22 protein-coding genes are annotated in these 25,642 nt (G+C 58.8%); 14 read left to right on the forward strand and 8 right to left on the reverse strand.

Features of this window, described 5'->3' with window-relative positions:
- Positions 1–14: 14 nt before the first annotated feature.
- On the reverse strand, positions 15–908 hold the full coding sequence (locus IEX75_RS15545; RefSeq protein WP_188795245.1) for a LysR family transcriptional regulator: 894 nt from the start codon (positions 906–908) through the stop codon (positions 15–17).
- A 117-nt stretch (positions 909–1,025) separates the two neighbouring features.
- On the opposite strand from IEX75_RS15545, the gene IEX75_RS15550 reads away from it, so the two are divergent.
- The 6 genes from IEX75_RS15550 to IEX75_RS15575 all read left to right on the forward strand — a co-directional run bounded on the left by IEX75_RS15550 (position 1,026) and on the right by IEX75_RS15575 (position 10,307).
- The gene (locus tag IEX75_RS15550) at positions 1,026–1,907 is read left to right on the forward strand and encodes an MBL fold metallo-hydrolase (RefSeq protein WP_188795247.1); all 882 of its coding nucleotides are present in this window, start codon (positions 1,026–1,028) and stop codon (positions 1,905–1,907) included.
- A 107-nt stretch (positions 1,908–2,014) separates the two neighbouring features.
- Positions 2,015–2,977 carry a zinc-dependent alcohol dehydrogenase family protein gene (locus tag IEX75_RS15555; protein WP_229720860.1) on the forward strand — a complete coding sequence of 321 codons (963 nt, stop codon included), beginning with the start codon at positions 2,015–2,017 and terminating at the stop codon, positions 2,975–2,977.
- A gap of 394 nt (positions 2,978–3,371) precedes the next feature.
- Positions 3,372–3,734 carry a nuclear transport factor 2 family protein gene (locus IEX75_RS15560; protein WP_229720861.1) on the forward strand — a complete coding sequence of 121 codons (363 nt, stop codon included), beginning with the start codon at positions 3,372–3,374 and terminating at the stop codon, positions 3,732–3,734.
- A 300-nt stretch (positions 3,735–4,034) separates the two neighbouring features.
- The gene (locus IEX75_RS15565) at positions 4,035–5,078 is read left to right on the forward strand and encodes a glucokinase (protein ID WP_229720862.1); all 1,044 of its coding nucleotides are present in this window, start codon (positions 4,035–4,037) and stop codon (positions 5,076–5,078) included.
- A 434-nt stretch (positions 5,079–5,512) separates the two neighbouring features.
- Positions 5,513–8,713, forward strand: coding sequence for a TonB-dependent receptor (locus IEX75_RS15570; RefSeq protein ID WP_188795253.1), 3,201 nt, complete (start codon positions 5,513–5,515; stop codon positions 8,711–8,713).
- 205 nt (positions 8,714–8,918) lie between these two features.
- Positions 8,919–10,307 carry an APC family permease gene (locus tag IEX75_RS15575; protein WP_188795254.1) on the forward strand — a complete coding sequence of 463 codons (1,389 nt, stop codon included), beginning with the start codon at positions 8,919–8,921 and terminating at the stop codon, positions 10,305–10,307.
- Between the two features lie 81 nt (positions 10,308–10,388).
- Here IEX75_RS15575 and IEX75_RS15580 read toward each other — a convergent pair whose 3' ends face one another.
- A complete protein-coding gene (locus tag IEX75_RS15580; RefSeq protein WP_188795775.1) occupies positions 10,389–10,586 on the reverse strand; it encodes a hypothetical protein in 198 nt (65 codons plus the stop codon).
- Between IEX75_RS15580 and IEX75_RS15585 the strand changes: the two genes are divergently transcribed.
- From IEX75_RS15585 to IEX75_RS15600, 4 genes are all read left to right on the forward strand, one after another.
- A complete protein-coding gene (locus tag IEX75_RS15585) occupies positions 10,585–13,254 on the forward strand; it encodes a glycosyl hydrolase 2 galactose-binding domain-containing protein (protein ID WP_229720863.1) in 2,670 nt (889 codons plus the stop codon). The genes IEX75_RS15580 and IEX75_RS15585 overlap by 2 nt on opposite strands.
- 31 nt (positions 13,255–13,285) lie before the next feature.
- Positions 13,286–14,299, forward strand: coding sequence for a LacI family DNA-binding transcriptional regulator (locus IEX75_RS15590; protein WP_188795256.1), 1,014 nt, complete (start codon positions 13,286–13,288; stop codon positions 14,297–14,299).
- A 47-nt stretch (positions 14,300–14,346) separates the two neighbouring features.
- Positions 14,347–15,192, forward strand: a complete 846-nt coding sequence (locus IEX75_RS15595; RefSeq protein ID WP_188795258.1) for a sulfotransferase family protein — start codon at positions 14,347–14,349, stop codon at positions 15,190–15,192.
- 89 nt (positions 15,193–15,281) lie between these two features.
- Entirely contained in the window at positions 15,282–15,725 is a 444-nt protein-coding gene (locus tag IEX75_RS15600; RefSeq protein ID WP_188795260.1) for a hypothetical protein, read from the forward strand.
- A 24-nt stretch (positions 15,726–15,749) separates the two neighbouring features.
- Here the strand turns inward: IEX75_RS15600 and IEX75_RS15605 are convergent, their stop codons facing one another.
- The 6 genes from IEX75_RS15605 to IEX75_RS15630 form a co-directional block, all read right to left on the reverse strand.
- Positions 15,750–16,868: a sigma-70 family RNA polymerase sigma factor gene (locus IEX75_RS15605; RefSeq protein WP_268236485.1), complete on the reverse strand. Its 1,119-nt coding sequence runs from the start codon at positions 16,866–16,868 to the stop codon at positions 15,750–15,752.
- Positions 16,825–17,571, reverse strand: a complete 747-nt coding sequence (locus tag IEX75_RS15610; RefSeq protein ID WP_188795264.1) for an SDR family NAD(P)-dependent oxidoreductase — start codon at positions 17,569–17,571, stop codon at positions 16,825–16,827. Before IEX75_RS15610 ends, IEX75_RS15605 begins: the two co-directional genes overlap by 44 nt.
- Before the next feature lie 96 nt (positions 17,572–17,667).
- Positions 17,668–18,444: a type I methionyl aminopeptidase gene (gene map / locus IEX75_RS15615; RefSeq protein ID WP_188795266.1), complete on the reverse strand. Its 777-nt coding sequence runs from the start codon at positions 18,442–18,444 to the stop codon at positions 17,668–17,670.
- On the reverse strand, positions 18,441–18,653 hold the full coding sequence (locus tag IEX75_RS15620; protein ID WP_188795268.1) for a ParD-like family protein: 213 nt from the start codon (positions 18,651–18,653) through the stop codon (positions 18,441–18,443). Before IEX75_RS15620 ends, map begins: the two co-directional genes overlap by 4 nt.
- Before the next feature lie 599 nt (positions 18,654–19,252).
- Complete coding sequence (locus IEX75_RS15625) at positions 19,253–21,166, reverse strand: glycoside hydrolase family 76 protein (RefSeq protein ID WP_188795270.1); 1,914 nt, start codon at positions 21,164–21,166, stop codon at positions 19,253–19,255.
- A 127-nt stretch (positions 21,167–21,293) separates the two neighbouring features.
- Positions 21,294–21,464, reverse strand: coding sequence for a hypothetical protein (locus IEX75_RS15630; protein ID WP_188795272.1), 171 nt, complete (start codon positions 21,462–21,464; stop codon positions 21,294–21,296).
- Positions 21,465–21,831: 367 nt separating this feature from the next.
- Between IEX75_RS15630 and IEX75_RS15635 the strand changes: the two genes are divergently transcribed.
- The 4 genes from IEX75_RS15635 to IEX75_RS15650 all read left to right on the forward strand — a co-directional run bounded on the left by IEX75_RS15635 (position 21,832) and on the right by IEX75_RS15650 (position 25,583).
- Positions 21,832–23,700 carry a glycoside hydrolase family 2 protein gene (locus tag IEX75_RS15635; protein WP_188795274.1) on the forward strand — a complete coding sequence of 623 codons (1,869 nt, stop codon included), beginning with the start codon at positions 21,832–21,834 and terminating at the stop codon, positions 23,698–23,700.
- Positions 23,701–24,069: 369 nt separating this feature from the next.
- Positions 24,070–24,771, forward strand: a complete 702-nt coding sequence (locus tag IEX75_RS15640) for a hypothetical protein (RefSeq protein WP_188795277.1) — start codon at positions 24,070–24,072, stop codon at positions 24,769–24,771.
- A 162-nt stretch (positions 24,772–24,933) separates the two neighbouring features.
- The gene (locus IEX75_RS15645) at positions 24,934–25,311 is read left to right on the forward strand and encodes a hypothetical protein (RefSeq protein ID WP_188795279.1); all 378 of its coding nucleotides are present in this window, start codon (positions 24,934–24,936) and stop codon (positions 25,309–25,311) included.
- On the forward strand, positions 25,308–25,583 hold the full coding sequence (locus IEX75_RS15650) for a hypothetical protein (protein WP_188795281.1): 276 nt from the start codon (positions 25,308–25,310) through the stop codon (positions 25,581–25,583). Before IEX75_RS15645 ends, IEX75_RS15650 begins: the two co-directional genes overlap by 4 nt.
- Positions 25,584–25,642: the final 59 nt, after the last annotated feature.

Below are 25,642 nucleotides of genomic sequence, written 5' to 3' on the forward strand. Positions count from 1 at the left end.
AAGCTGCACATTTTCTAACGGATCTTTTGAAGATGCGCGGCGAATGCATCCACGAACACCCTGCTTCGACGGGGAATGTAGCGATTGGATGGGTAGATGGCATGAACGGCCTGCGGCTCGTAATGCCACTCAGGAAGGACGCGCTCAAGAGCGCCACTTTCCATCAGTGGTGGCAGCAGTACTTGATGGACCAGTCCAACACCCACGCCCGCGATAATCGCCTCGCTTACCATGTGCGAATTATCGGAGCGCAACACAGGATTGACGGTCACCGCCTGCCGGGATCCATCGGTATGGATAAGCGAGAACGTCTCCGCGCTGTGGACGCTTGAATGCGCCACGTAAGCCATATTCGCCAGTTCCGCGGGAGATGTCGGCCGCCCCACCTTGTCCAGGTAGGCAGGTGTTGCGGCCAGGCAGCGCTGGATGGTTCCAATATGCCTAGCAATGAGATGGGATTCGTTCACTACGCCTAGCCTGATCGCTAGATCGAAACCTTCCGCCGCGACATCCACGAAACGATCCGACAGCGAGACATCGAGCCGAACATCCGGATAGGCCTGCACGAATTCGAATAGAAAGCCGCCGAGCAAACGCGTACCGAAATTCACCGGCGCACTGATCGCAAGCCTGCCGGACATAGCGTTTCCCTGCTCGGCGACGGACGCATCAGCTTCCGCGAGTGCTTCGAGCACTAGCTTGATATCGGAGAGATAGCGAACACCCGCCTCCGTCAGTGCAAAGCGCCGGGTGGTCCGATCGATCAAGCGAACGCCGAGGTGCGCCTCCAGCATGCGTACTTGTTGGCTGATGGCGGACTGGCTGCGGCCGAGATCCCGCGCAGCTTCGGAAAAGCTGCCGCTTTCTGCGACGCGCACAAAGTAAGAGATGGCGGTGAAGTGGTCCATGACGTGCGATTTATAAGCCAAAACGATATGAGATATCAAAGCGCGGCAATGTCAACAGCATGGTCGATATGCAAAGCTCGCTACATCATTTTTTCCGTTCGCCTTGCTGAGCAATGCATGAAAAATCCACCTGATTACCAAGCTCCGGCCATCAACCGCAAGAAGGTCGGCAAGTTCACCGTGACCATGCTCAGTGATGGTTTTCTGGATGTGAGCTTCGACTTGCTGAGTGGTATCGATAGTGCATCCGCGCAAGTGCTGCTGCAGAGGCGGGGTGTGCCGGGCCTTCCACGCATGAATGTCAACGTCTACGTGGTGCAAGACGGTACGCGCACGATGCTTATCGATGGCGGCGCCGGCAACATCCATGGCTGGGGTGGACGTTTGCCCGTCGCACTCGCTGCCGCCGGCATCGATCCGCTTGAGATCGATACCATCTTGTTGACCCATGCTCACCCGGACCATGTGGGTGGTTTGGCAGGCCCCTTGGCGACGCCGCTCTTCCGCCATGTCGAACGACTATTCGTGCATGAAGCAGAATTGGCGTTCTGGAACAACGAAGCCATCCGCATCGCTGCATCACCGGGCTTTCAGCCGTTTTTCGATGTTGCCCGGAATGTTTTCAAGGCCTACGAGTCGAAGCTCGTGCCGTTCTCGAACGAAGACGTGCTGCCAGGCATTCAAGCCGTACCGCTGCCAGGCCACACGCCCGGACACACGGGTTATTTGATTGCCGACAACGGACAGTCGCTTTTGGTGTGGGGAGATATCGTTCATTTCCCCCATATCCAGGTCGAACGCCCCGAAGTCAGTATTGCCTTCGATAACGCGGCTGACCAGGCCACTGCTACGCGACGCAAGATTCTCGATCGAGTCAGCCACGATGGCCTGCTCGTTACCGGCATGCACTTCAATATGCCTGCAGGCGCCCGGATTGAGCGCCATGGCAAAGCGTTCGTCATGAACTACGAGCTCTGGTCGCCGACGATCGATGGATGACGTCGCCGTGAGGCACTTGCCAAGCCTGAGACGCCGCATTTTTCGCGGCAGCCCATCATCCATCCAGACGGAGTAGAGCCATGCCGAAAGTTGTTCGTTTTCATCACGTGGGCGATGCCGATGTCCTGCAGTTTGACGATGTTGCCGTGCCGGAACCCCAGGCGAACGAAGTGCAAATCGAGGTCCGGGCGCTTGGCCTCAACCGCGCGGAGATCATGTATCGCACCGGTCGATATGTCATTGAGCCGGTATTTCCTGCCCAGCTTGGCTACGAAGCGTCGGGTGACGTCGTTGCCATCGGGTCAGCGGTAAGTGAGTTCGCAGTTGGTGATCGGGTCAGCGTGATCCCGGCCTTTTCGTTCCACGAATACGGCATGTATGGCGAAGTGGTGAATGCGCCGGTACACGCCGTGGTTAAAAATCCGGATGGCGTCTCCTATGAAGAGGCGGCCGCCACCTGGATGAAGTTCACCACGGCTTATGGTGCCTTGGTGAACATGGGCGGACTTGCCGAAGGCGACGCCGTATTGCTTGGCGCTGCGTCGAGCAGCCTTGGTTTGGCCGCTATCCAGATTGCCCATATGGTCAAGGCGATGCCCATTGCGCTGACCAACAGTGCCGGGAAATTTGATGCATTGCGCGCAGCCGGTGCTGCCCATGTTTTTCTCGGTGACGATCCTGATCTTGTCGAGCGCATCATGGAGGTCACCGCGGGGAAGGGCGCGCGTATCGCGTTCGATCCGGTAGGGGGTGCCAATGCGCGCCGCCTGATACAGGCGCTGTCGTTCGAAGGTATTTTCTACCTATACGGTGCGCTCGACTCGCGTGATGTTGCCGTGCCGGTCATGGATGTCCTCTCCAGGCATTTGACGCTGCGCGGTTACGAGCTGTTCGAAATTACCAAAGACAGCAAGAAGATCGAGGAAGCCAAAGCGTTCATCACCCGCGGCCTGGCCTCGAAGGCGCTGCGCCCTGTCATCGATCGCGTGTTTGCTTTTGACGAGATGGTCGAAGCCCATCGTTATATGGAAGCGGGCAATCAAATAGGCAAGATCGTTGTTCGTCTCTGATGTCGAACAAATGAGGAACGTGTTCTCGCTATAGTCTTCAATCTCGCCTTATCGTCATTCCGGCCTTCGCCCAGTGCTGTCCGGGGAAGTTTCGTAGCACCTCACCGTCATTCCGGCGAAGGCCGGAATCCATGCTTCGTACTTGCCATGGATTCCGGCCTTCGCCGGAATGACGGTAAGGCAAGATTGAAGGCTATGGTGAACACAAGTTCCTCGCTACATTCCTTCGCAAAAAGCGCCTATAGAACTGCAATTTTCTGAGCTTCGACAAAATCTTCCCCGGACAGCAATGGGCCTTCGCCGGAATGACGTTAAGGTATTACGAAGCTCCCCCGGACAGCAGTGGGCGAACGAAGCAAAAGAGAGGTCAGCGATGAACGTAAAGGACATTCGGATGGCCATTGATCAGCACTGGGCTGCATCTGCGGCGGGTGACCTGGTCGCTGAGCACGACATCTATCACGACGATGCCGTGTGCGAGTACCCGCAGTCCGGCGAAATCATTCGCGGCCGACGTAACCTGCAGGCGCTTCGAAGCCATCATCCCGGCAGACCATCCGGGTTTGTGGTCCGGCGCATCGTGGGAGAAACCAGTCTCTGGATTACCGAGTACGTCATCTCCTACGAAAGCAAATCCATGCACACCGTCAGCATCATGGAATTTCGGGACGGGAAGGTATCGCATGAAACGCAATATTTCGCCGATGCCTTCGATGCGCCTGCGTGGCGTGCGCAATGGGTCGAGCAGAAGGTGTAACGCTGTCCATTGAAGCAGGTTGGGATGGGGCGTAGCCGAACCCAAGATGGCATGCCGGTGCTTGCTGATGTTGGGGTTCGCGTTCCGCTCACCCCAACCTACGGTCAGTTCGCGCCAATCTGCATAATTAATGCATTGCATCATATTTTTTGAAATATGGTGTAGAATTTGTCTATAAATTTCATATTTATCAATTTATTAAAAATCATACTTCCTTTTAATTCTATACGCTGCTTTGCAAGTTGACACCGGTGACAATGACGCCGCAATCTGATGCCGTTCCCAGTGCGGGGAGGCACAGTGAACGCAGTCATCGACCCTCTGGATCGACCAGCGAGTGTCCCGACGATGCCGTTTTTGGCGGCGGATGTCGGAGGCACGTATGCGCGCGTCGCCTTGATGCAGACCTCGCAAGACGATGGGCGCGAGGTCGATGTGCTGGCTTATCGCAAGTTCGTGTGCGCGGACTTTCCGGGGCTGGCGGAACTGTTGCAGGCCTTCGTCGACGTCGACGTGCGGACGCCTGTCCGGCATTGCGTCATCGCTTGTGCTGGCCAGGTCATCGGCAACGAGGTCTTGAACGACAACTCGGCGTGGCCCATCCACTTGTCGCAACTGCGCCAGGCGATGGCCCTGGACGATATTGCCGTTCTGAATGATTTCGAGGCGTTGGGGTACGCCTTCGACAACCACGCTGACAGCGGTGCTCGTCTTCTTTGCGGACCGGACCTGCAAGTCGATGGCCCGAGGTTGGTGATTGGACCGGGAACCGGTCTTGGCGTGGCGGTGCGCCTGCCTGATCTCGCCGGTGGCTACGTGATGACGTCGGAAGCCGGCCAGATGGATTTCGCGCAGAATTCGATTCGCGAGCGTGAGGTGCTTGCCTACCTGGCACCGGATGGTGGTTACGTGGCGTACGAACGCATCGTGTCGGGCCCCGGTTTGATGACCTTGTATGCAGCCTTGTGCGCATTGCGGGGCGAGACGCCAAAGCTTTCAACACCTGAGGCCATCACCGCGGCGGCTGCAACACGCAATGACGCGCAGGCCGTGGAAGCCGTGGAAATTTTTTGTGCATCGCTGGGAAGTTTCGCCGGCAGCCTTGCCATGACATTCATGAGCGCGGGCGGCGTGTATCTGGCGGGTGGTTTTTTGTATTCGCTGTTCGCCTTGCTCGAGCACAGCACATTCGAACAACGATTCCTGCACGGGCGCAGTGCGCGTGCATTTCTGTCGCGTGTTCCGGTGTGGGTCACGGAGCACGGCCGCAAAGGCGTGATGGGGGCGGCCAAGTGGTATCTCAGGCGCGGTCTGTCTGGGGGTGCAAAGCAGGCCATTTTTTGACGGGAGGGTTGGCTCGATGAACAGCATGAAGACATCGACACAAAACGTTGGGCGGCTCTGGGGAGGGTTGCATCCATGCTTCGAATTCAATGCCTGCAGACATCTGCTGCAGGGCGAGTCGTCATTCCGGCGAACGCCGGAATCCAGTTCAAAATAACGTGCGCAGCACACGACATAAAGGTTTTGTGTGCTTCGCATGGCGTATTTCAACTGGATTCCGGCGTTCGCCGGAATGACAACGCGCGCTGAAACCGTGTCGACGCAGATCACGCGCTCGAAAAATAAGTAGTACGCGCAATACGCATTCAGCTGGGGAAGCACGAAGAGGGAGCGGTCGTGGCACGCAGTGCCATGGTCGGCATAACAACGCCACGCCACACAACAGCCGTCAATTGGGCATACGCGTTGAAGACATCAACCAAGAGGTAAGGCTCATGTACACGCTACATCGCAAGCACCCCTTGTCATTTGCCATATCGATGTCGTTGCTCGCCGTGGTGGCGACATCCGCCATGGCATCGCAACCGACGGGTGCTCAAGCGGATACCCAGGCGACACAAGCCGCGGCGTCTCAAAATACAACGGCGACGCCATCGCCCGATGCAAAGAAAACAACGGGAAAAGACACCAAGGCCGACAAGAACGCGACAACGCTGGCGGCTGTCAACGTCGTCGGCGTACGTGCCTCCCAGATGCGCGCGATCCAGGTGAAACGCGACGCGCCAAATATCCAGGACAGCATCACGGCGGAGAGCATCGGCCAATTACCCGACGTGACCATCACCGACGCGCTGCAGCGCGTGACCGGTGTGCAGATCGACCGCGATGCAGGTGTGGGTACCACGGTGGACGTGCGCGGCCTGCCCGAAGTCGGCACCATGTTGAACGGTGAATCGTTTATCACGGCGGACCAGATCGATTCGCAACAACCCGACTTCACCATGCTGCCCGCCACGCTGTTCCATAGCGTGGACGTCATCAAGTCGCCCACGGCCAGCACCACCGACGGCGGCATCAGCGGTGCGCTCGATCTGCATACGTATCGGCCCTGGGATTTGCCGAGTGGATTCACCTACAGCTATTCCGCTGATGGGGAGCGTGGCCGCACCAGCGCCCAAACAGGGCCGGAGGCAAATGGGCTTATCTCCTATAACGATCATGGCCGCTGGGGTTTGCTGGTTTCCGCCGATTATTCCGATACCACGCGAGTGAACTCGACCGAAGGCCTCGATCAATATGGCGTGGTGCTCAACGGTGAGAACGCGGCCAGTGCAGGCGGCTACAACGGTTTCCTGACACCGTGGAATGGCGCGCCGATTCCTTCCAAGATCGTGCAGAACCCCGACGGCAGCGTCGATGTGAATGGTGACGGTAAATCCAACGGCGTGTTCATGGGCAGCCAGGACATCAGCTTGTACGACGTCACCACCGAACGTAAGCGCAAGTCCGGCAACGCTTCCTTCCAGGCCGATCTTGGCAGCGGACTCACCTTTACCAGCGATGTCTTCTACGCGCACCAGGCCGAATTCGATCGCAACGTCGGCATTCAATTCAATTCCACCAACTGGCAAGGCGCGACGTATGTGCCGTTGCAGTCGCGCAACACCGGCAGTTCCATCGCCGGTCAATACGGCACGCCGGAACCGGGTTGGAGCGGCTCGCAGCTGTACACCACCCAGGTCTACGAAAAGTGGCCGGGTGACGTGGAATCGTTCTCGCAGATCATGCGCAAGGAATCCTATGCGCAGAACTTCAATATGCAGTTGGATTTCGACAATGGCGGGCCGTTCACGGCAGGCGTGCGCGGTATCCGCGAAACGGCGCGTCAATCCCTCGTCGAGACCGACATCAACATTTCCGACTCCGATGGCGGCCTGTGGCCCAACGTGCTGATGCCCGGTGTCCCGGCCAACGCGGTGCCGTACGGCACCTTCATCTATCCCAGCCAACTCGGCGGAAACCGCGTTTTCAACGCCAACGGCACTCCTCAAAATACGGTGCCGATCATCGCGAATTTCACCGGCCGCGACCTCACGGTCAGCATGCCCGGATCGCTCGCCAGCCAATTCGCCAACACCGACGGCTGGACGATGAAGACGCTGGAATCCTCCGGTGACTACGATCGCTCGGTCGGGCTCAATGTGTTGCGCTTCGATGGGCATTACGATTTCGGTGACGGCATCAAGATCGATTTCGGTGCGCGCAACAGCATCCGCAGTGCCAACAACATCGGGTTCACCTTGGAGACCCCGGTGTACACCGGCATCGGCGCCAGCGACCCGAACGGTTGCCTGGTGCGTTACGTGGGTGCCGACGTGGTGCTCAATAGCGGTTCGTGTACGGCAGGCAATGCGCTGGGTTATTTCCGCGCCGGTCCCTTGTCGGCGCAGCAGTTGCCGAACACGCCGGCGCCGCTGGCCAATAACTGGAAGGAATACGCCAACCTGCTCGGATCGGGCATCACCTTCTGGGCCATCGATCCGCATGCGATGGACGACCCAGAGAGCTACTGGAAGTCGCTCTATCCCGATACCACGCGGGTGGGCGAGCCAGGCACCACCTGGGCCGTGGGATTGAAAGAGACGTCGGGCTATGTGCAGGGCGATTTCGAGGGTCTTATCGGAAGCATGCCGTATAGCGGCAACGTCGGTGTACGCGTGATCAGCACCAACCTCGACGTCACTCAGCATTTGACCGGTGCGCCGGGTGCGTACGGCGACGAGCCGGCCGATGCCGGCACCCAGGTCACGCGGCACGATTACCGTGACATCCTGCCGGCACTCAACTTCGCGCTGGATCTCACCGAGGATCTGAAGTTTCGCCTCGCCTATTCGAAGAACATGATGCCGCTCGACCTCAGTCAGTGGGGCGGCGGCCTGCAGCTGAACTACTCGCTGGTGGAAACCCCGCAAGGTCCGTTGTTCCGCGTATCGACCGGCACGTCGACCGGCAATCCGGACCTCAAGCCGTGGCGCTCCACGAACTTCGGTGCGTCGCTGGAGTACTACATCAACCCCACCAGCATGATCAGCCTTGCAGGGTTCCGCATCAACGTGGAGAGCTTCATCAAGACCGGCAGCGTCATCAATTGCACGCTGCCGGACGAGGATGGCGTCGTGCGCGATCACTGCATCACGATTACCGAGCCGGTGCAGGGTACCGGCAACAGCATCCAGGGTGCGGAGTTCGATTATCGCCAGGGATTCACCTTCCTGCCTGGCTTCCTGTCCAAGACTGGCGTCGAAATCAACGCCACCTATGCACCGAGCAACACGGGGGAAAGGGATTTGTCCGGGAGCAAGATTCCGTTCCAGGACAATTCGACGCAATCAGGGAATCTCATCCTGTGGTACCAGAATGATCGGTTCCAGGCGCGTATTGCGTACAACTATCGCTCGCGGCGCGCGGTGCAGGAAGATGTTGGCGGCATCACCGGCATGGAGATGTATGAGGCGCCGCAGAAATACCTCGATGCATCGGTGTCGTACAAGATCAACAAATATGCGGAGGTGTTCGTGGATGGCACCAACCTTACCAACGAGTATCAGCATTATTACCTGGTATGGCCTGATCAGCCGGCGCACTCCAATTTCTCCGAGCGCATGTTCATGGTTGGGGTGCGGGGGCAGTGGTGATTCTCTTTGCCGTCATCCCTGCGAAAGCCGGGATCCAGTTCAAATACGTCGTGCGCAGCACACAAAACCCATTATGTAGTGTGCTGCGCACATCATTTTTTACTGGATTCCGGCCTTCGCCGGAATGACGGTGAGGTGGTTTTGAAAATCAATGCTAGCCATTCGGCGGCTTATCCCAACCGCATCCAACAACACCAAGGCTGACATGCACGGTCCCCAAACCACACGCGCCACCCGCGACGGCCATTTCCACCGCTCTATCGGCTTGTTCTCGGGAACGGCGATCAACATGACCCAGATGTGCGGCATCGGGCCGTTCATCACCATCCCGATCATGGTTGCCACCATGGGCGGCCCGCAGGCCGTGATTGGGTGGATCGCCGGTGCCATTCTCGCGGTGGCTGACGGCATGGTCTGGGCAGAACTGGGCGCCGCCATGCCAGGCTCCGGCGGCACGTACGTCTACCTTCGCGAAGCCTTCCAATACCGCACCGGCAAGCTGATGCCGTTCCTGTTTATCTGGACGGTGCTGCTGACGATCCCATTGCTGATGTCGACCGGCATCATCGGCATGGTCGAGTACCTGGAGTTCTTCTTCCCGCATTTGGGCTGGTGGCCGGTGCACCTCGTCAGCCTGGCATCGACTGCGCTGGTCACCGTGCTGCTGTACCGGCGCATCGAATCGATCCGCGCGATCACCATCGCGCTATGGGTGATCATGCTGTTGTCGGCTGTCGGCGTTTCGGCGGCGGGCTTCTCGGATTTTCATTCAAGCTTCGCATTCGCCTATCCGGCCGGCATGTTCGGCGGCCACTTCTTCGTGGGCCTTGGTGCGGGGCTCATCATCGGCATCTACGACTATCTCGGCTATTTCACCACCGCCTACATGGGCGACGAGCTGCGCAACCCGGGCCGGACCATGCCCGGCTCCATCATCATCTCGGTGATCGCGATGATGTTCGTATACCTCATTCTCAATATCAGCGTGCTCGGCGTAGCGCCGTGGCAGGAAATCGCCCAAAGCCAGTCCGTGGCGTCGCTGGTGGTGGAGCGCAGCTGGGGGCATGTGGCTGCGTCGGTCATGACGATCCTTATCATCGTCACGGCATTCGCCTCGGTGTTCGCCGGCCTGCTGGGCGGCTCGCGCGTACCGTTTCAAGCGGCGCACGAAAAGGTGTTCTTGTCGGTATTCGGCAAGCTGCATGCAAAGCATGGTTTTCCGCACGTGGCCCTGCTCACGATGGGTGTCGTAACAGCTATCGGTACGTTCTTCGATTTGACCGACGTCATCAACATGCTGCTGGCTGCGACCATCATCGTGCAGTCCATCGCGCAGATCGCCGCACTGATGGTATTGCGCAAGCGGCAACCGACGCTCAGCCGGCCATACAAGCAATGGCTGTATCCGGTGCCGTGCGTGATTGCGCTGCTGGGCTGGATCTATGTGTACGTATCGGCATCCACGTTGTCGCTCATTTTGTCCGGTGCGTGGATCGTCATCGGCCTTGTGGTATTCGCGATCTGGGCGAGGGTCAATCGATCCTGGCCGTTCGCATCCGTGGAAGTGCGCGAAGCTTATCTTGGGAGCGATTGACGCCATGCGAATTCTGGCCAAATCTGAGTGGCGCTCATTTGGGCTCCCTTGGACACGAGCAGTTAGGAGCTCGCTCCGTCGTCATTCCGGCGAAGGCCGGAATCCATGCTTCGTACTTGCCATGGATTCCGGCCTTCGCCGGAATGACGGCAAGGTACCCAAAGACGTTTCCGCTAGGCGGATAGCTACCCATTCCATTGGAGAAAAGAGCTCAAGCAAGCACCATTCGGCCAAACGCATGTTCTTGACGATGATGGCCATGGCGGTATCGGCGATCATGTCGCTTGCTCACGCCGACGCCACCTACACGTCGACGCAGATACACAGCGGTGCCGGCGCCACCACCGCCATAACCCATTGGCAAATCCAATCCACCGACAAAGCGCAACAAGGCGGCGCCGAGATTTCCACCGCGGGCTTTTCCACCGACGGTTGGTACCCGGTAAGCAGCCGCGCAACGGTGATGGCGGGGCTGCTCGATAACGGCGTGTACAAAGATGATGTGTTCTACAGCGACAACCTGCAGGCCGTGCAGGTACCCGATGCCAGCGGCAATCTGTTCGTCAATCCCTGGTGGTATCGCACCGAGTTCACGCTTGCCGAAGGTGCACGAGGGCTGCACACGTTGTTGCGCACCAACGGCATGATTGCAAGCGCCGATGTATGGGTGAACGGGCATCTGGTCGCCGACCACGCAAACGTCGCCGGTGCCTACCCGGTGCACGAATTCGACGTGACGCAGTGGGTGCACGCCGGCAGCAATATCGTTGCGTTGCGCGTGCATCCCGGCGATCCAAGAAGAAGCCTTTCGATGGGCTGGGTCGACTGGAACCCGACGCCACCCGACAACAACATGGGGCCATGGCGCGGTGTGGATATCGTGCAGACGGGGCCGGTCCAACTGCGTTTTCCGCAGGTGACGCCGACGCTATCGCTGCCTGATCTCGCGCACGCGGCATTGACCGTGAAGGTGGAGGCGCGGAACCTTGATGCGGTGGCGCACGAGGCAACGATCACGGGCGAAGTGGCTGGGGTTTCGTTACGGCAGACCATCCACCTTGCACCCGGACAAACGCAGATCGTGTCGTTTTCACCCAAGACCGATCCAGGCCTCGACCTCAGCCATCCGAAGATCTGGTGGCCGATCGGCATGGGGGCGCATCCGCTGTATTCGCTGCAAATGTCCGCCGCGGTCGATGGCGCAACCTCCGACAAGGCGAGCGCGACGTTCGGCATACGCAGTGTCAGTTCCAAGTTGACCAAGCAGGGATATCGCCAGTTCTTCGTCAACGGCAAGCCGATCCTGATTCGCGGCGGCGGCTGGGCGCCGGACATGTTCCTGCGTGACGATCCCAAGCGCATGGAGGCCGAGTTCAGCTACGTCCGCAACCTCGGGCTCAACACCATCCGCAGCGAAGGCAAGCTGGAAAACGAGCGCTTCTACGAGCTGGCCGATCGTGACGGCATCATGATCCTGGCCGGCTGGGAGTGTTGCGACAAATGGGAATCGGCAGCCAAAACGGGTGGTTCGCCGTGGGACGCTGCGGATGACAAGGTGGCTGAAGACTCGATGGTCAGCGAAGCGCGCCTGCTGAGGAATCACCCATCGGTGATCGGGTTTCTGATCGGCAGTGACAACGCACCGCCGCCGGCCATTGCGAAGATGTATGTCGACACCTTGCATGCCGAAGACTGGCCGACACCGATCGTCGCCGCGGCATCGGATCAGGGCACAGCCGAAACCGGCCCCTCCGGCATGAAGATGGCCGGACCCTATGCATGGATTCCTCCGGCGTACTGGTACGCCGACAAGCTGGGCGGCGCGTTCGGTTTCGATTCCGAAGTCAGCGCGGGTGCCGACATCCCACGGTTGGAAGACGTGATCCGCATGCTTTCGCCGCAGGAGCAGGAGGCGCTGTGGAAGTACCCGCAAGCGCGGCAGTACCACGCCTCCGCCGCCTGGTCGCCATTTGCGCGTATCGAGGATTTCGACACGGCGCTGGCCGCGCGCTATGGCGCGCCCAAGAATCTTGCGGACTACGTCGCCAAGGCGCAGCTCGAAAACTACGACAACGTTCGCGCACAGTTCGAGGCATTCAACGCGCATATGGACGCGGCCAAACCCTCGACCGGTGTGATTTATTGGATGCTCAACAACGCGTGGCCGTCGCTGCACTGGCATCTGTACGACTACTTTCTTAATCCGGCGGGCGCCTACTTCGGCGCCAAAAAGGCCAACGAGCCGGTGCACATCCAATTCGCCTACGACACGCGCGAGATCATGCTGGTCAACCAAACACTCACCAGCGAGCACGGCTTGCAGGTGAGCATCCGCGTGCGCAACCTGGACGGCAGCGTGGCATACCAGCAACGCCTGCAGCACATCGATCTTGACGGCAATCGCACGACACAGTTGGCGACGCTGCCCGCGCTCACCGGCTTGTCGCGCACGTATTTCATCGAACTTGAACTGACGTCCGCCGACAGCAAGCCGGTCAGCCGCAACGTGTATTGGCTCTCCACCCAAGCCGACCAGCTCGATTGGGCCCATTCGAACTGGTATCTCACGCCAGTGACGCAATACGCAGACCTGACGGCGTTGCAATCCTTGCCGGCCACGGCGAGCGAGGTTCGAGCGACGGTGCTGCAGGAGGGGGCAGAGAACATGGTAACCGTCACGCTGACGGTACCCGCATCGTCCAAGGCCATGGCGCTGTTCCAGCACGTCTCGGTCAAGCGCGCCGACGGCAAGCTCGCGCTGCCCATCGTATGGAGCGACAATGACGTGACGCTGTGGCCGGGCGAATCGATTACCCTGGTCGCGCATTATGCGGAAGAGGGAATGGGGACGCCGGTCATCGAAGTGAGTGGATGGAACGTTCCAACCCGGAGCGTACCGGCGACAGTCGAGCGCCAGCCGGACGCTTCACAGACAGCGAAGCATTGAATCGGGACTCATTGAATCAGGCCAGACTTGCATGACGCGTGTGACCATGAGCGACGTCGCCCGCATGGTGGGGACATCGAAAAAGACCATTTCGCGGGTGCTCAACAACGATCCGAACGTGAGCGAGTCCTTGCGCCAGCGCGTGCAGTCCGCTGTCGAGGCGCTCAACTACCGGCCGCTCACTTCGGCGCGCAGCCTGGCGAGCAATCGCTCCTTCATGATCGGCTTGTTGTACGACAACCGTTCGCCCAGCTACATCATGGAAGTACAGGCCGGCGTGCTGGAAGCGTGCGAGGCGCAGCACTACAGCATGATGGTGCAGCCACTGGTTTCGGCAGCAGCCGATTTCGTCGAACGGGTCGAGGACATTCTCACGCGGCATCAGCCCGACGGGCTGATCCTCACACCGCCGATCACCGACCACCCCCCATTGCTGGATTGCCTGCACGAGAACGGCGTGCCGTTCGCCTCGATCGCACCACGCCAACCCGAGAACTGCATTGGCGTCATGCTGCGCGAGCGCGAAGCGGCCGCGGCGATGGTGGATCACCTGGTGTCGCTTGGCCACCGCCGTATCGCACACATTCTCGGTGACCCGGAGCACGGTGCCGGCATCTGGCGCCTGGCGGGTTATCGCGATGGCCTTGAACGCGCCGGGCTGAAAGAAGACCCCGCGTACATGGTGCAAGGCCGGTTTTCCTTCGAGTCGGGTGTGGAGGCCATGCGACAGTTGCTGGCATTGCCGCATCGACCCACCGCTGTTTTTGCGGGCGACGATGACATGGCGGTCGGCGCGATCTGGGCTGCCGCGGAAGCGGGTGTATCGATCCCCCGCGACATGTCCATCTGCGGCTTTGACGACACGACCATGGCGACACAAGTGTGGCCACCGCTCACTACCATCCATCAGCCGGTGCGCGAGATGGGCCGTCGTGCCACGCAGGAATTGTTGCTTCGCGTGCTGAACAAGGGAGAGCCCAGGATGGTCGAGGTCGACTACAACATGTGCATCCGCGCTTCCACGGCGCCACCGTCACAGCGCTGATCGCATACCATCCGGCAGACGTTATCGAATCAGAGGAGACTGCCCGCATGCCAGCCGTACCCGAAGCCGCAAAGCTCGCCCGCAAGTTCCACTTCATTTCAGGGCTGCCACGCTCGGGCACGACGCTCCTGGCCGCCATCCTCAACCAGAACCCGCGTTTCCGTGCCGGCATGACCAGCCCGCTTGCCGACATCATGGGCGCGGTGATGGCAGAGGCGAGCAGCAAAAACGATTTTTCGTTCGACGTCTCCGATGAGCAGCGCGTTGCCATGCTGCGTGGTCTCGTCGAGAACTTCTACGAAGGCTATGGCGACGCCAGCCTCGTGTTCGACACCAGCCGGCTATGGTGCAGCCGCATGCAACTGCTCGATACGTTGTTTCCGCAAGCGAAGGTCATCGCCTGCGTACGCCAATTATCCTGGGTGCTGGATAGCATGGAGCGGCTGGTGCGCAAGCAGCCGGTCAGCGTGAGCAAGGTATTCCGCTTCGACACCAACACCACGGTGTACTCGCGTATCGAGGCACTAACCGACCCGCGCGGCATGGTCGGCTTCGCCTTCCAGGCCACCAAGGATGCGTTCTACGGCCAATACGCCCCGGGCCACTTAATGCTGCTGACCTACGAAACCTTGGTGCGCAATCCGGCAGCCGCCATGCGCGCGGTCTACCAATTCATCGGCGAACCCTGGTTCGAACACGACTTCGATCACATCGCCTATAACGCCGACGAATTCGATGCCCGCGTCGGCATGCCCGGCCTGCACACCGTACGGCCAAAAGTCGAGCCGGTTGAGCGCGTCTCCATCCTGCCGCGTGAAATCTTCGGTCGCTTCGTCAACGAATCGTTCTGGATGGATCCGAAGAACAATATTAGCCAGGTGCCGATTGTGTAAGCCTGGCTACAACGTCACCGGCCAATGGTATATTTTTAAGTTCGGAATGCCGCATGGGGCATTTCAATTTAAATTCAACAGGGGGCACTATGAAATTCAAGGCGACGTTGCTCGCAGCGAGCTTGTTGCTGTTTTCCAATGTGGCAGTGGCGGGCCCATCTTCGGACGCCCTTACAGCCTGCCTGGTTGGGAAAAGCACCATGGACGATCATGTAGTCCTGGTGCAATGGTTGTTCGCAGCCATGTCAAAGCATCCGGCCATTGCATCGATGGCTATGGTTTCTGATGACAAAGTGGATGCGGCTAACGCTCGAATGGCCGAAGTGTTTATGCGATTGATGACCGTGACCTGTAAAAATGAGGCCAAAGCCGCCTACAAGAATGAAGGCAGTTTCGCGTTCAGTCAGGCTTTTCAGGCGCTCGGCCAGGAAGCCGGAAAAGAGATTTTCATGGATCCCAACGTGATGAAGGACATGGCGACGATGTCCAAGTACGTGGACAACAAGAAGCTGGCAGATTTAATGGGTCCGTGAACTGCGCTAATAATCGATGCTGTTTCAGAGCGGACCGTCATTCCCGCGGAAGCGGGAATCCATGTTGGTGAATGTCAACGGAAGTCCAAACGCCCCGAACAGTTGCGGGCCAGCAGGCTTCATAAACAACGTCAAACTCGAAATCGCATTGCCTACGAGCGCGAGCACGTGGATCGAGTGTGCCATCCATAATGGATCAGCACGTGCACGGAAATAAGCGGCAAACGCGGGCTGCCGGTTGGCCGCTGTCGGAACCAGGCGAAAGCCGTCGTAGTGTGTCCAGGCCCATGCAAAGAAAGCATGTACTTCTGCGCGGCCTGCATACCACTGCGAAAACGGCGGCATGGTGTAAGTGACGTCATCTTTGAGAAGCGCCACGAAGCCATCGAGGTCACGTGCCTCCCATGCACGCACATAGCGGCTGAGAAGCTCCTGTTCGGCAGGGTTCGACGAGGGTGTTGTCGATGGCAGGCCGTCCGGATAGCGCTGCGCGAGTGTTTCCCGCGCACGCTGCCTGGCGCTGTTGACCGCAGCGGGTGAGCTGCCGAGCAGTTCGGCGGTTTCCTGGGTGGACCAGCCAAGCACATCGCACAACAGCAACACCGCGCGTTGACGTGGCGGTAATTGCTGGATAATGGCGACGAACGCCAGTCGCACCACTTCACTGCCCGCATAGAGGGCCTCCGGTCCCGCCGATTCGTCGGCAATGCTTTCAAGATAGGCATCCGGATAAGGCTCCAGCCACGCCACATCGGTTCGCGCTACGCCGTCGGGCATGTCTGTAGCTGCAGGGGACCATTGATCTGGCAACAAGCGCTGCTTGCTCTTGCGGCTGGCAAGCGCATTGAGACACGCATGGGTAGCGATCTGATAAAGCCATGCGCGGAACGTTCCGCGCCCTTCGAAGCGGTCAAAGCTGCGCCAGGCGCGCAGGTAGGTTTCCTGGACGAGATCCTCGGCTTCATGCACTGAACCAAGCATGCAGTAGCAATGCCGCTTGAGTTCCTGGCGAAAGGGCTCGGCAAGCTGTTCAAACGTCGCGTTCATGCGCCTCCGCCTGACACGTGATGGGATGTGCGGGTATTCATGCTGCTTGTTTTCAGGGTATGGCTTCCAGCCCTGCGCCGGAAACGATAAACGCATTGCCTTTGAGAGAATCCGGGTTCGTCGTCAGCTCGATCACCGCGTTGGCCACGCTGTCAGCGCTGGGGGCAGGCCCCATGCCTTGAATGAAGTCGGTTTCGGGTATGCCAAGGTAATGTGAATAGCCTGCGATGGCGTACTTCCCGAGTTCCGTGTCCGGCATGATGCGCGGCGCGAGCGACATGAATCGCACGCCAAGGCCAAGCCGATCGGATTCCTTCTGGCTGTAGTTGGTGATGAATAGCTGCGTACGCTTGGCGCCGGCATACCCGCCCGAAATCGGCGAGCCGCCGATGGCGGCACCGCTGGCAATCACGATCACGGCGCTGCTTGCAGGCAAGGGCAGGGATAGCGCTGCCTTGCAGAAGTGGAAGGCCATTTTGACATCGGCTTCCCAATTGACGGCAAACGCCTGCCAGCTCAGCTCGTGCAGCGGGGCGACAGGTGGGAATGCGCCAGCGCACAAGACGAGGATATCCGGACGAACAACGCCAAATACCTTGGCGGGAGCGTGTTCATCGGAAGCGTCGAGCGCCAGTACCTCTACGCCCGGGCACTCCTGGCTTAATTGGTGGAGAGGCTGTTCGTGTCGCGCCACGGCAAGTACGCGCGCACCACTGCCGAGAGCTGCCTCGACGATGTGCCGTCCCACGCCGCGGCTGCCGCCGATGACTACGATGTTCTTGCCGGTCAAAGTGGACATGCGATGTTCCTCCAGGTTGGTCTTCTATGAGATATGACCGGTATGGAGGGAGGAATTCATCGGTGGGGCGAATAGTCGGCGTGTTGAGTGGTGACATCACTCCATTTTGCATGGTGGCGTCTCGCCAGGCCGCAGGGTCAGCACACGCACGCCTGTACGGGTGACAGCGACGGTATGCTCGAACTGCGCCGACAGTTTCCCGTCGCGGGTATATACCGGCCATTGATCGGGATATGAGCGAACCGCCGCCTTTCCCTGATTGAGCATCGGCTCGATCGTGAAAACCATGCCTTCTTTAAGCTCAAGCCCGGTATGGGGGTGACCGTAGTGCAGGATCTGCGGATCTTCGTGCATCTCGCGGCCGATACCGTGTCCGCAGTACTCCTTGACGACGCTGTAGCCTTGAGCCCGCGCGTAATGCGCAATGGCATGGCCAATGTCTCCCAGACGCGCACCCGGGCGCACCGCGGCGATGCCTTTCCACATGGCATTGTAAGTGGCCGATACCAGTCGCCGCGCTGGATAAGCCACCTCGCCAACCAAATAGGTGGTGCTGGAATCGGCGATGTAACCGTTCTTCTCCAGCGTGATATCGAAGTTGACAATCTGGCCGCTGCGCAGCACATCGTTTTCCGAAGGCATGCCATGACAGACCACGTCGTCAATCGAGGCGTTCAGCACATAAGGAAAGTCGTACTGTCCTTTGCTCGCTGGTCGTGCTTGAAGATCATCGATGATCATGCGCTCAACGAAGTCGTTGATCTCCAGCGTGCTCTGGCCTTCCAGTTTCAGCTGGCCCAGTGCATGAAACACGTCAGCCAGCAGTGCGCCGGCTTCGGCCATCAACGCAAGCTCGGCGGTACTTTTGATCACACACGTCCCGATCGCAATGGCTTCGGCTTCACACCGGCCGCGCGCAATTCTTTGGCGACGATTTCCTGGAAGCTAAGCTCCGGGTTCATCTCGCAAAGCATGCCGACCTTGATCCAGAAGTTGGCTTGCGCATTGATGGATCGGCTGGTCACGGTGCAGGCGCGCCGTAGCTGATCGTGCAGGTCGTCGTCGATGTTGATGATGCCCATGGGATCACTCGATATGATTCATATACGAAATATATATGCTTCATATGTGCCGCACAAGCGTCCCTGATAAATCTTCAATTTTGGGTTTCCGAAGCGCCGCTTGACGCGAAAAAGCCTGCCTTGCCTCAACGTCATTCCGGCGAAGGCTCATTGCTGTCCTGGGAAAATTCGCCGCACTCTAGACAGGCATCTGCCACTCAACCGAAGCCTCTATGTTTGCTAGCCCATTCAACGCTACCGATTCGTCGCCCCGGCGAACGCCGGGGCCCAGTGTGTTTGACGATCTGCAAGTCGCTGGGTGATTCGCTTCGCTCACCCCTTCGGGGCCGTCCATTCGGACGTTCTCCGCGCTTCGCGCTACGTCCGGCGTTCACCGGGACGACGAGTCTTTTAGCCAAGTCGCTAGAACAAGCAAAATTTTCCCCGGACAGCAGTGGGCGAAGGCCGGAATCCATGCTTCGTATTGGCGATGGATTCCGGCCTTCGCCGGAATGACGACTCGCTCTGAAACACTATCAACGCGGGATTTGATTCTTGCCGGAAGTGGGGACGCCTCAGCCTCCGTCCTCGCATATCCAAGGACGGAGGCACCGACAGAACTATTCGACGATATTCGCCGTCACGTGATACACGCGCCCACCCCAGCCTTCACTGGGGAAGGAATCTGACACTTTCAGGTAAATCGGCTTTGATCCATTGCTGGCGTTGCCGAGATACGGTGTCAGGTCGATGGTGCGGGCGGCCTTGTTCGAGCCGTCGTGGACATGCTGGTCTTCTTCCAGCACGGTCGTCCAGGTCTCGTTGTCGGTGCTGACTTGCACCAGGAATTGGTTGTCGATCGTCAGGGTGACTTGCGCCGAGGTGGTATCGACGGGGAAGGGGAATAGATAGGTGAAGTGAGTGGTGCCATCGGCGAAACGGTTTTGCACACCGTTGCTTTGCGAGCCGTCGGGATCGAACAGCCACGGAGTTTCGTCGACGGTGCCGGTGTCGAAGTCGATCTTGTGCGCGATCAGTACGTCAGCCTGGGTGGTGAAGTTCATTCCGGCCGCCGTCACGTTCGCGGTGACCATGTAATGCCCATCCGTCGCCGAGCTCGGCACGGTGACTTGTAGCGGAGTGGTACTGCTTACTGGATTAGCGATGCCGTGCGGCTGCAAGCGCACCTGAGTGGTTTGCGGAGAAGTGCTCCAACCCGAGGGTGCATCGATGGAGGCGCGTGCTTGCAGCGGGAAAAACCCGGTTGCCGAGACGCCAAGATCGATAGCGATGGACGTGTCGCCCGATGCGGGCGGCATGATCACCGGTTGCGCCGGGGACATGGTGGCGGCCAGCGATTCCCACGGCGTCAACTTGGGCACGTCGCCGATCAATGCACTGAGCGCGCTCGCCTGCGTGTGCCAGTCGAATACATTGGGGTTGTTGTCGTTGGTGGCGCCGGACCAGCGGGTACCGAGCCGGCCGGCGGCGTCGCGATCGTTGTTCCAGATGCTTTCGGCCTGCTGCTCGAGAAAGGCCGCGTACCGAGGATCGTGTGTGGTGTCGACAAGATCGGTCCAGTAGCGCATGAAAATGCCCTTGAACTGCTTGCCGTTGTCATCGCAGGTCTGGTTGGTGGCATCACAGCTTTCGGTCAGGATGCCATCGGTTACCAGTGCGTTCGGACCGATCGCAGCGTCGGCCAGGCGCCGCACACTCGCCAGAATCTGCGGATCTCGCGTAGCACGCCACAATTCCAGGCCGGCACCTATCGCCATGCCCTGGTTGTAGGTCCACACGGTCTGGCCGTTGTTGGTGCAGGCGTTGGTGAGGCCGTCGTTGACCAGGCCGTTGGCGTTGATCATGCCGCTGCCCTGAAACCATGCCCAGGCGGTGCTGGATCGGGACAGCCACAGCGTGTCGCCCGGAATCCGGTTGTGCAATTCGGCGGTGAGCCGTATCCACAACCCGTTGGTGACGGCGTTCTTGTAGGTGCGCTGGGCATTCCACCAGACGCCACCGCCGCAGGTGCTGGTGTCCCAGTAGCCATACACGTAATTGGCGATGGTGACCGCCATGTTGAGGTACTTCGGGTTGCCGGTCAGGTCATAGGCCTCTACCCAGGTCAGGCCCCACCATTCGGTGTCATCGATAGCCTGGCTGGTGAAGTTGCCCAGCAACGGGTCACCCGACAACACGCCGGCCGGAAACACGCCTTGGTCTTTTTCGAAGGTGTTGTCCAATTGGCCGAGATAGCGGCGGTCACCGGTGCGTTGCATGTAATCGCCGATCGTTTGCAGGGCGACTGCCGAGTTCCACCAACTCGAAGGAAACCAGGCCTTATCGGGGTCGTAGGAACTCATCAAGACGTCTGCGGCAACCCGGGCACGGGCGACGGCAGTCGGGCCGTCGGTGTGTGGGTTGGCGGGGTACGTTCGTTCGGCTGCTATCGAAGGGAAGGCGGCGGTCAGAACCGTCAGGCTGGCAGCGGCCAGCAGTGTCTGAACTCGTATGCGTAATGCGTCGAGATTCATGATCAGAAGCGCTCCTCTCTCGGATGCCCACGAAGGGGGTGGCGGCGACGTCTGCCTCCACCCATCCACGGCCGGACGTGGGCGGTGATCCGGCTTGGAAACCTGCGCGCCTGGATCGTTTAGCCGTTTATGCGGCTATATCCAGGTGCGCCTGCACAGGCCCCCTTGACGGGTCGAACCCGCCCCACATGCCCGAAACCTTGCCCTGCGTCAGAAAGCTCTTTTCGTCGTAGCGCGTGCCGCCTTGTGCCGACGTCATCGCCGTTATGGACATCCCGCACGCCAGCGCCTGATCCATGCGCGGCACTTACCAACAAGCACTGCCCATGGCACTGCGCTCCCCAGTTGCCTTGTTGCAGCTTGTGCTTTGGATCGATCTAAATCCGAGGTTTTAAAAAAAGCGACGACGCGATGCTCAGCGATCGTTGCCTGCGCCGAACTGTAACGCGCTTTGGCTGCAGGATGCTTGTTGCATTGCGGAAGGGCGGAAATTGCATGCGCGGAATCGGCGCTCATCAAGACCCAAGACGTCTTCACTAAAACTCGACACACCATCCACATTCGAGGATGACGATCGGACTATGACATTTGTCGGACAATTAGCCATTCTACGGGATGGCAGTGCACGGCACTGCTTCCAACAAGAGCAAATAAGGGAAGGGCGGATGACGAACAACATCAAGGTACGACGCGCGAGCGCCTGGATAAGCATGGCCTTGGCCATGGGTTTTGCATCCATGGCGATCGCAGCACCGGATCAAACGACTATCTGGAACGGCAAAGTAGCGCCATTGGCCACGCCGTGGACGGCCGAAGTGTCACCCAGCGACGCGTTGCCCGACTATCCGCGCCCCCAATTGGCGCGCCCATCGCTGGAGCATCCGCAATGGCTAAGCCTCAACGGACTGTGGCAGTACGCGCCGAGCGACGGACAGGGCGCGCCGCCGTTCGGGCACACGCTGAAAGACCAGGTGCTGGTGCCGTATCCGATCGAATCGGTGCTCTCTGGCGTGCAAAAGCATTCGGATGACATGTTTTACCGACGTTTGATGAACATACCGGCTGCCTTCACCGCGCATGGCCAGCACGTGCGCCTGAACTTCGGCGCGGTGGACTACGACGCCACGGTGTACGTCAACGGTACGCAGGTGGCGCACCATTTGGGCGGCTATACGTCTTTCAGCGCGGACATCACGTCGGCACTTCGTCCGCAAGGTCCGCAGGAGATCATCGTCGCCGTACATGCGCCGGTGGACAGCATCAATGTGATGGTCGGCAAGCAGCGGCTGAAACCCGACGGCATCTTCTACACCGCAGCTTCGGGCATCTGGCAATCGGTTTGGCTGGAGCCAGTGCCGGCTACCAGCCTGGCGCAACTGACCTTCACACCAGCCAGCAGCCTGGACGCCTTCGCCGTCACGTCGAAACTGCAAGGCCCCAGCGAGAACGCCACACTGCATGTCACCGCTTACGCGGATGGCAAGGCAGTGGGCGAGGCGAACGGGCCAGCCGGCCAACCGTTGCACCTGGCCATTGCGCATCCCCATCTCTGGAGCCCGCAAGATCCCTTCCTATACACCTTCAAGGCCACGCTCACGCAGGGCGATCAACGCGACGACGTCACCAGCTATGCCGGCCTGCGCACCATCGCCATTGAGAAGGTAGGCGGACGTAACCGCATCGTGTTGAACGGCAAGCCGACCTTCTTGCTGGCCACGCTTGACCAAGGCTACTGGCCAGACGGCATCTACACCGCACCCACCGACGCGGCGCTCAAGTTCGACATCCAGAAGACCAAGGACCTCGGCTTCAACACCATCCGCAAGCACATCAAGGTGGAACCCGCGCGCTGGTACTACTGGGCCGACCGCATCGGCCTGATGGTGTGGCAAGACATGCCGGCGATGCCGACCGGCAGCAACGACAAACTCAGTGACGCCGACAAGGCCACCTTCCGCGCCGATGTCACCGCCATCGTCGAACAACTCAAGGGCGAAACCTCGATCATCGGCTGGATTCCGTTCAACGAAGGCTGGGGCCAATGGAGCATTCCCGCCGCCGCCGAGCTGGCTGCACAGATCAAACAACTCGACCCTTCGCGCCTGGTCGATGCACGCAGCGGCGCCAACTGCTGCGACACCAAGGGCGACCCGCACGCCGGCGACGTCTACGACGTGCATGACTACCAAGGCCCCGGCTTGCCCAGCCCGGATGCAGAACGTGCTGCCATCGATGGCGAGCATGGCGGCTTGACCTTGGGCATTCCTGGCCATGTTTGGCCCAACACGCCGATCAATCCCTATGGCGCAGTCAAGGATCGTGATGCGCTGAATGCCGGCTACGTCGCCAATACCGCTGTGCTGCGCGACAAGGGTGTGCTCAAGGGGATGTCCGGCAGCGTGTATACGCAGATCACCGATGTTGAGGGTGAGCACAATGGCTTGTTTACTTACGACCGCAAGGTTGAAAAGGTGGATGAGGCTAAGGTGCGGGCGATTAATGAGGCGGTGATACGGGCAGGTGGGCAGCCTTGAGACTTGCAGGCCGGTGTTTTCGGTTATTTAGGAGTAGAGCGGGAATAGGCGCGATGCCCCGAACTTAAAGGCGTCTCAATCGCCAGAAACTTCCCACCCGTCATTCCGGCGAACGCCGGAATCCAGTCAAAAATGGCGTGCGCAGCACACGATATAAAGGGTTTGTGTGCTTCGCACGACGTATTCAAACTGGATTCCGGCCTCCGCCGGAATGACGAGTGCAGGATTTCCGGCAGCTGAAAAATCCGAAGCTCCGAGCGTTGCCCAGAGCCCCGGCATAGTAATGCGCAAAAGGTCCCGACATAGCCAAACCAGAAATAAGCACAAATTTCGGCTACTGTAGGAGCAGGGCAGGGACAGGGGACCCGTATGGATGGGCTCGCGCAGCCGACTGAAGAGGCATTGCGGCCGTTTAGCTTTAAATGGCTGGAAGAGCGCGTTGCCGAATACGCGCAAGACGCAGACGATGCGGTTATGACGCCGTTCGAGCGCTACGCAATGATCGGTGTGGTCGTCATAGGCGGCTTGAGCATACTCACCAATTTGTTGCTACATAATCAACTGGGTCTGCGGATTATGCAGATTGATGCGCTATTGCAGTGGGCCTTCGTACTGGCGTTCCTTATGCGAATCAGTTATCGCGCTTGGCGTGCATATAGGCGCCAATATATGGATATTGCGACGGAGCTTGACAGTTTTTATGTGCGTTATCAGCACGTCGTCGATGACCTGAGGACATATCCTGCATCAGAGGTCGCCAAGCACCTGCGCTATATTCGCGATCGAAAAGCATCGCTGATTTATCGGCATGCCCTGCTGAGCGGCGGCATGGAAAAAATTGGCATTCTGCCATTGCTGGCGCTGCTGTATTTCCAGCTCAAGGATTGGTCGTTCGGTGATTGGAAAGGTCTGCTTGAGCACGTTCATTTGGTTGGCTGCCTATTGCTGTGGGTACTCTTAATCACCTATGGCATTGCCTGGTGGGTTGTTCGTGCTAAAGGGCGTCTTGATGTTTATGAGGCATTGCTGACGGAAGCCGGTGTTTTGGAAGCAGAAGATGGCGGCGCTTGATTGCACAGGCTCATCTACGATAAACCCAATTTATGGCGATCGGGGACGTTATGGAGTTAGAAGTGGGGCTGCGTACTAATTGTGGTGCACGTTGCCTTTCATTGCTCGCTTGTGGCTTGGAGAGACGTTTAGTCGGATACTGTGACAAGCAGGGGAGGGAGCATGCTCAAAACCATCACGGGCTATCTTCAAAAGGCTTTGCAGACAAAGCACACGGGAAGCGCCATGTCGCCGTTGATATGGCTCAACGGTACCGTGGGCGTTCTTTGCTTGTTGCTGGGGGCTTTTATTTCGTGGCCTAAGGGAATTGTATTTATTGTGATTGCCACAATACTCATCTTCTTTACAATGGCTGAGTACAGACGATTTGCTCGAGTTAACCCGAGAGTGCTGCAATCTGAAGCTCATCAGATTGACTTGGCAAAGCTCGATCTGATTGCGTCTAAAGGAGATGGTTTGGTATTCGATCCCGTAAGAATTGAATTAGGGCCTGAGCCAAGGCAGCTTGAGCACGACTTTGGTGCGGAGGGCTCGGAGTGAAAAACGCCTATCTATATGCCTACAGTTTGAAGAACGTCAGTCAAGACGAAATTTCCGATTTTTTCGACAAGATAGAAGGTATCGATGACTGGTTTTATTGCATCCCCAACACCATCTTTCTTGTCGGTTCCGTGCCGGCACGTATGTTATCTCAATTGGTATTACAGCAATTTGGTAGCCACAGGCACTTCATTACGCTGATTTCAAAAAAAGCACGTGCCGGCTGGTTGCCTAAGGAATATTGGCCGAGGATTCCGAGTAAATCCGAGTGATTGTTCGTAGCCGGACGTGCGCGTCCGGCTAGTCAGTAGTTAGATGGCAATGGAGGCAA

Origin of the sequence: Dyella nitratireducens (genome assembly GCF_014642835.1) — a bacterium.
Lineage (GTDB): Bacteria > Pseudomonadota > Gammaproteobacteria > Xanthomonadales > Rhodanobacteraceae > Dyella_B > Dyella_B nitratireducens.

Excerpts from the sequence above, each read along its gene's own strand:
- IEX75_RS15570 (WP_188795253.1), top strand. The coding sequence starts at position 5,513 with ATGTACACGCTACATCGCAAGCACCCCTTGTCATTTGCCATATCGATG.
- IEX75_RS15590 (WP_188795256.1), top strand. The coding sequence starts at position 13,286 with ATGACGCGTGTGACCATGAGCGACGTCGCCCGCATGGTGGGGACATCG.
- IEX75_RS15605 (WP_268236485.1), bottom strand. The coding sequence starts at position 16,868 with ATGCGTTTATCGTTTCCGGCGCAGGGCTGGAAGCCATACCCTGAAAAC.
- IEX75_RS15610 (WP_188795264.1), bottom strand. The coding sequence starts at position 17,571 with ATGTCCACTTTGACCGGCAAGAACATCGTAGTCATCGGCGGCAGCCGC.
- IEX75_RS15585 (WP_229720863.1), top strand. The coding sequence starts at position 10,585 with ATGTCGCTTGCTCACGCCGACGCCACCTACACGTCGACGCAGATACAC.
- IEX75_RS15600 (WP_188795260.1), top strand. The coding sequence starts at position 15,282 with ATGAAATTCAAGGCGACGTTGCTCGCAGCGAGCTTGTTGCTGTTTTCC.
- IEX75_RS15545 (WP_188795245.1), bottom strand. The coding sequence starts at position 908 with ATGGACCACTTCACCGCCATCTCTTACTTTGTGCGCGTCGCAGAAAGC.
- IEX75_RS15575 (WP_188795254.1), top strand. The coding sequence starts at position 8,919 with ATGCACGGTCCCCAAACCACACGCGCCACCCGCGACGGCCATTTCCAC.
- IEX75_RS15550 (WP_188795247.1), top strand. The coding sequence starts at position 1,026 with ATGAAAAATCCACCTGATTACCAAGCTCCGGCCATCAACCGCAAGAAG.
- IEX75_RS15595 (WP_188795258.1), top strand. The coding sequence starts at position 14,347 with ATGCCAGCCGTACCCGAAGCCGCAAAGCTCGCCCGCAAGTTCCACTTC.
- IEX75_RS15625 (WP_188795270.1), bottom strand. The coding sequence starts at position 21,166 with ATGAATCTCGACGCATTACGCATACGAGTTCAGACACTGCTGGCCGCT.
- IEX75_RS15620 (WP_188795268.1), bottom strand. The coding sequence starts at position 18,653 with ATGGGCATCATCAACATCGACGACGACCTGCACGATCAGCTACGGCGC.
- IEX75_RS15580 (WP_188795775.1), bottom strand. The coding sequence starts at position 10,586 with ATGATCGCCGATACCGCCATGGCCATCATCGTCAAGAACATGCGTTTG.
- IEX75_RS15635 (WP_188795274.1), top strand. The coding sequence starts at position 21,832 with ATGACGAACAACATCAAGGTACGACGCGCGAGCGCCTGGATAAGCATG.
- IEX75_RS15645 (WP_188795279.1), top strand. The coding sequence starts at position 24,934 with ATGCTCAAAACCATCACGGGCTATCTTCAAAAGGCTTTGCAGACAAAG.
- IEX75_RS15560 (WP_229720861.1), top strand. The coding sequence starts at position 3,372 with ATGGCCATTGATCAGCACTGGGCTGCATCTGCGGCGGGTGACCTGGTC.
- IEX75_RS15640 (WP_188795277.1), top strand. The coding sequence starts at position 24,070 with ATGGATGGGCTCGCGCAGCCGACTGAAGAGGCATTGCGGCCGTTTAGC.
- IEX75_RS15630 (WP_188795272.1), bottom strand. The coding sequence starts at position 21,464 with ATGGATCAGGCGCTGGCGTGCGGGATGTCCATAACGGCGATGACGTCG.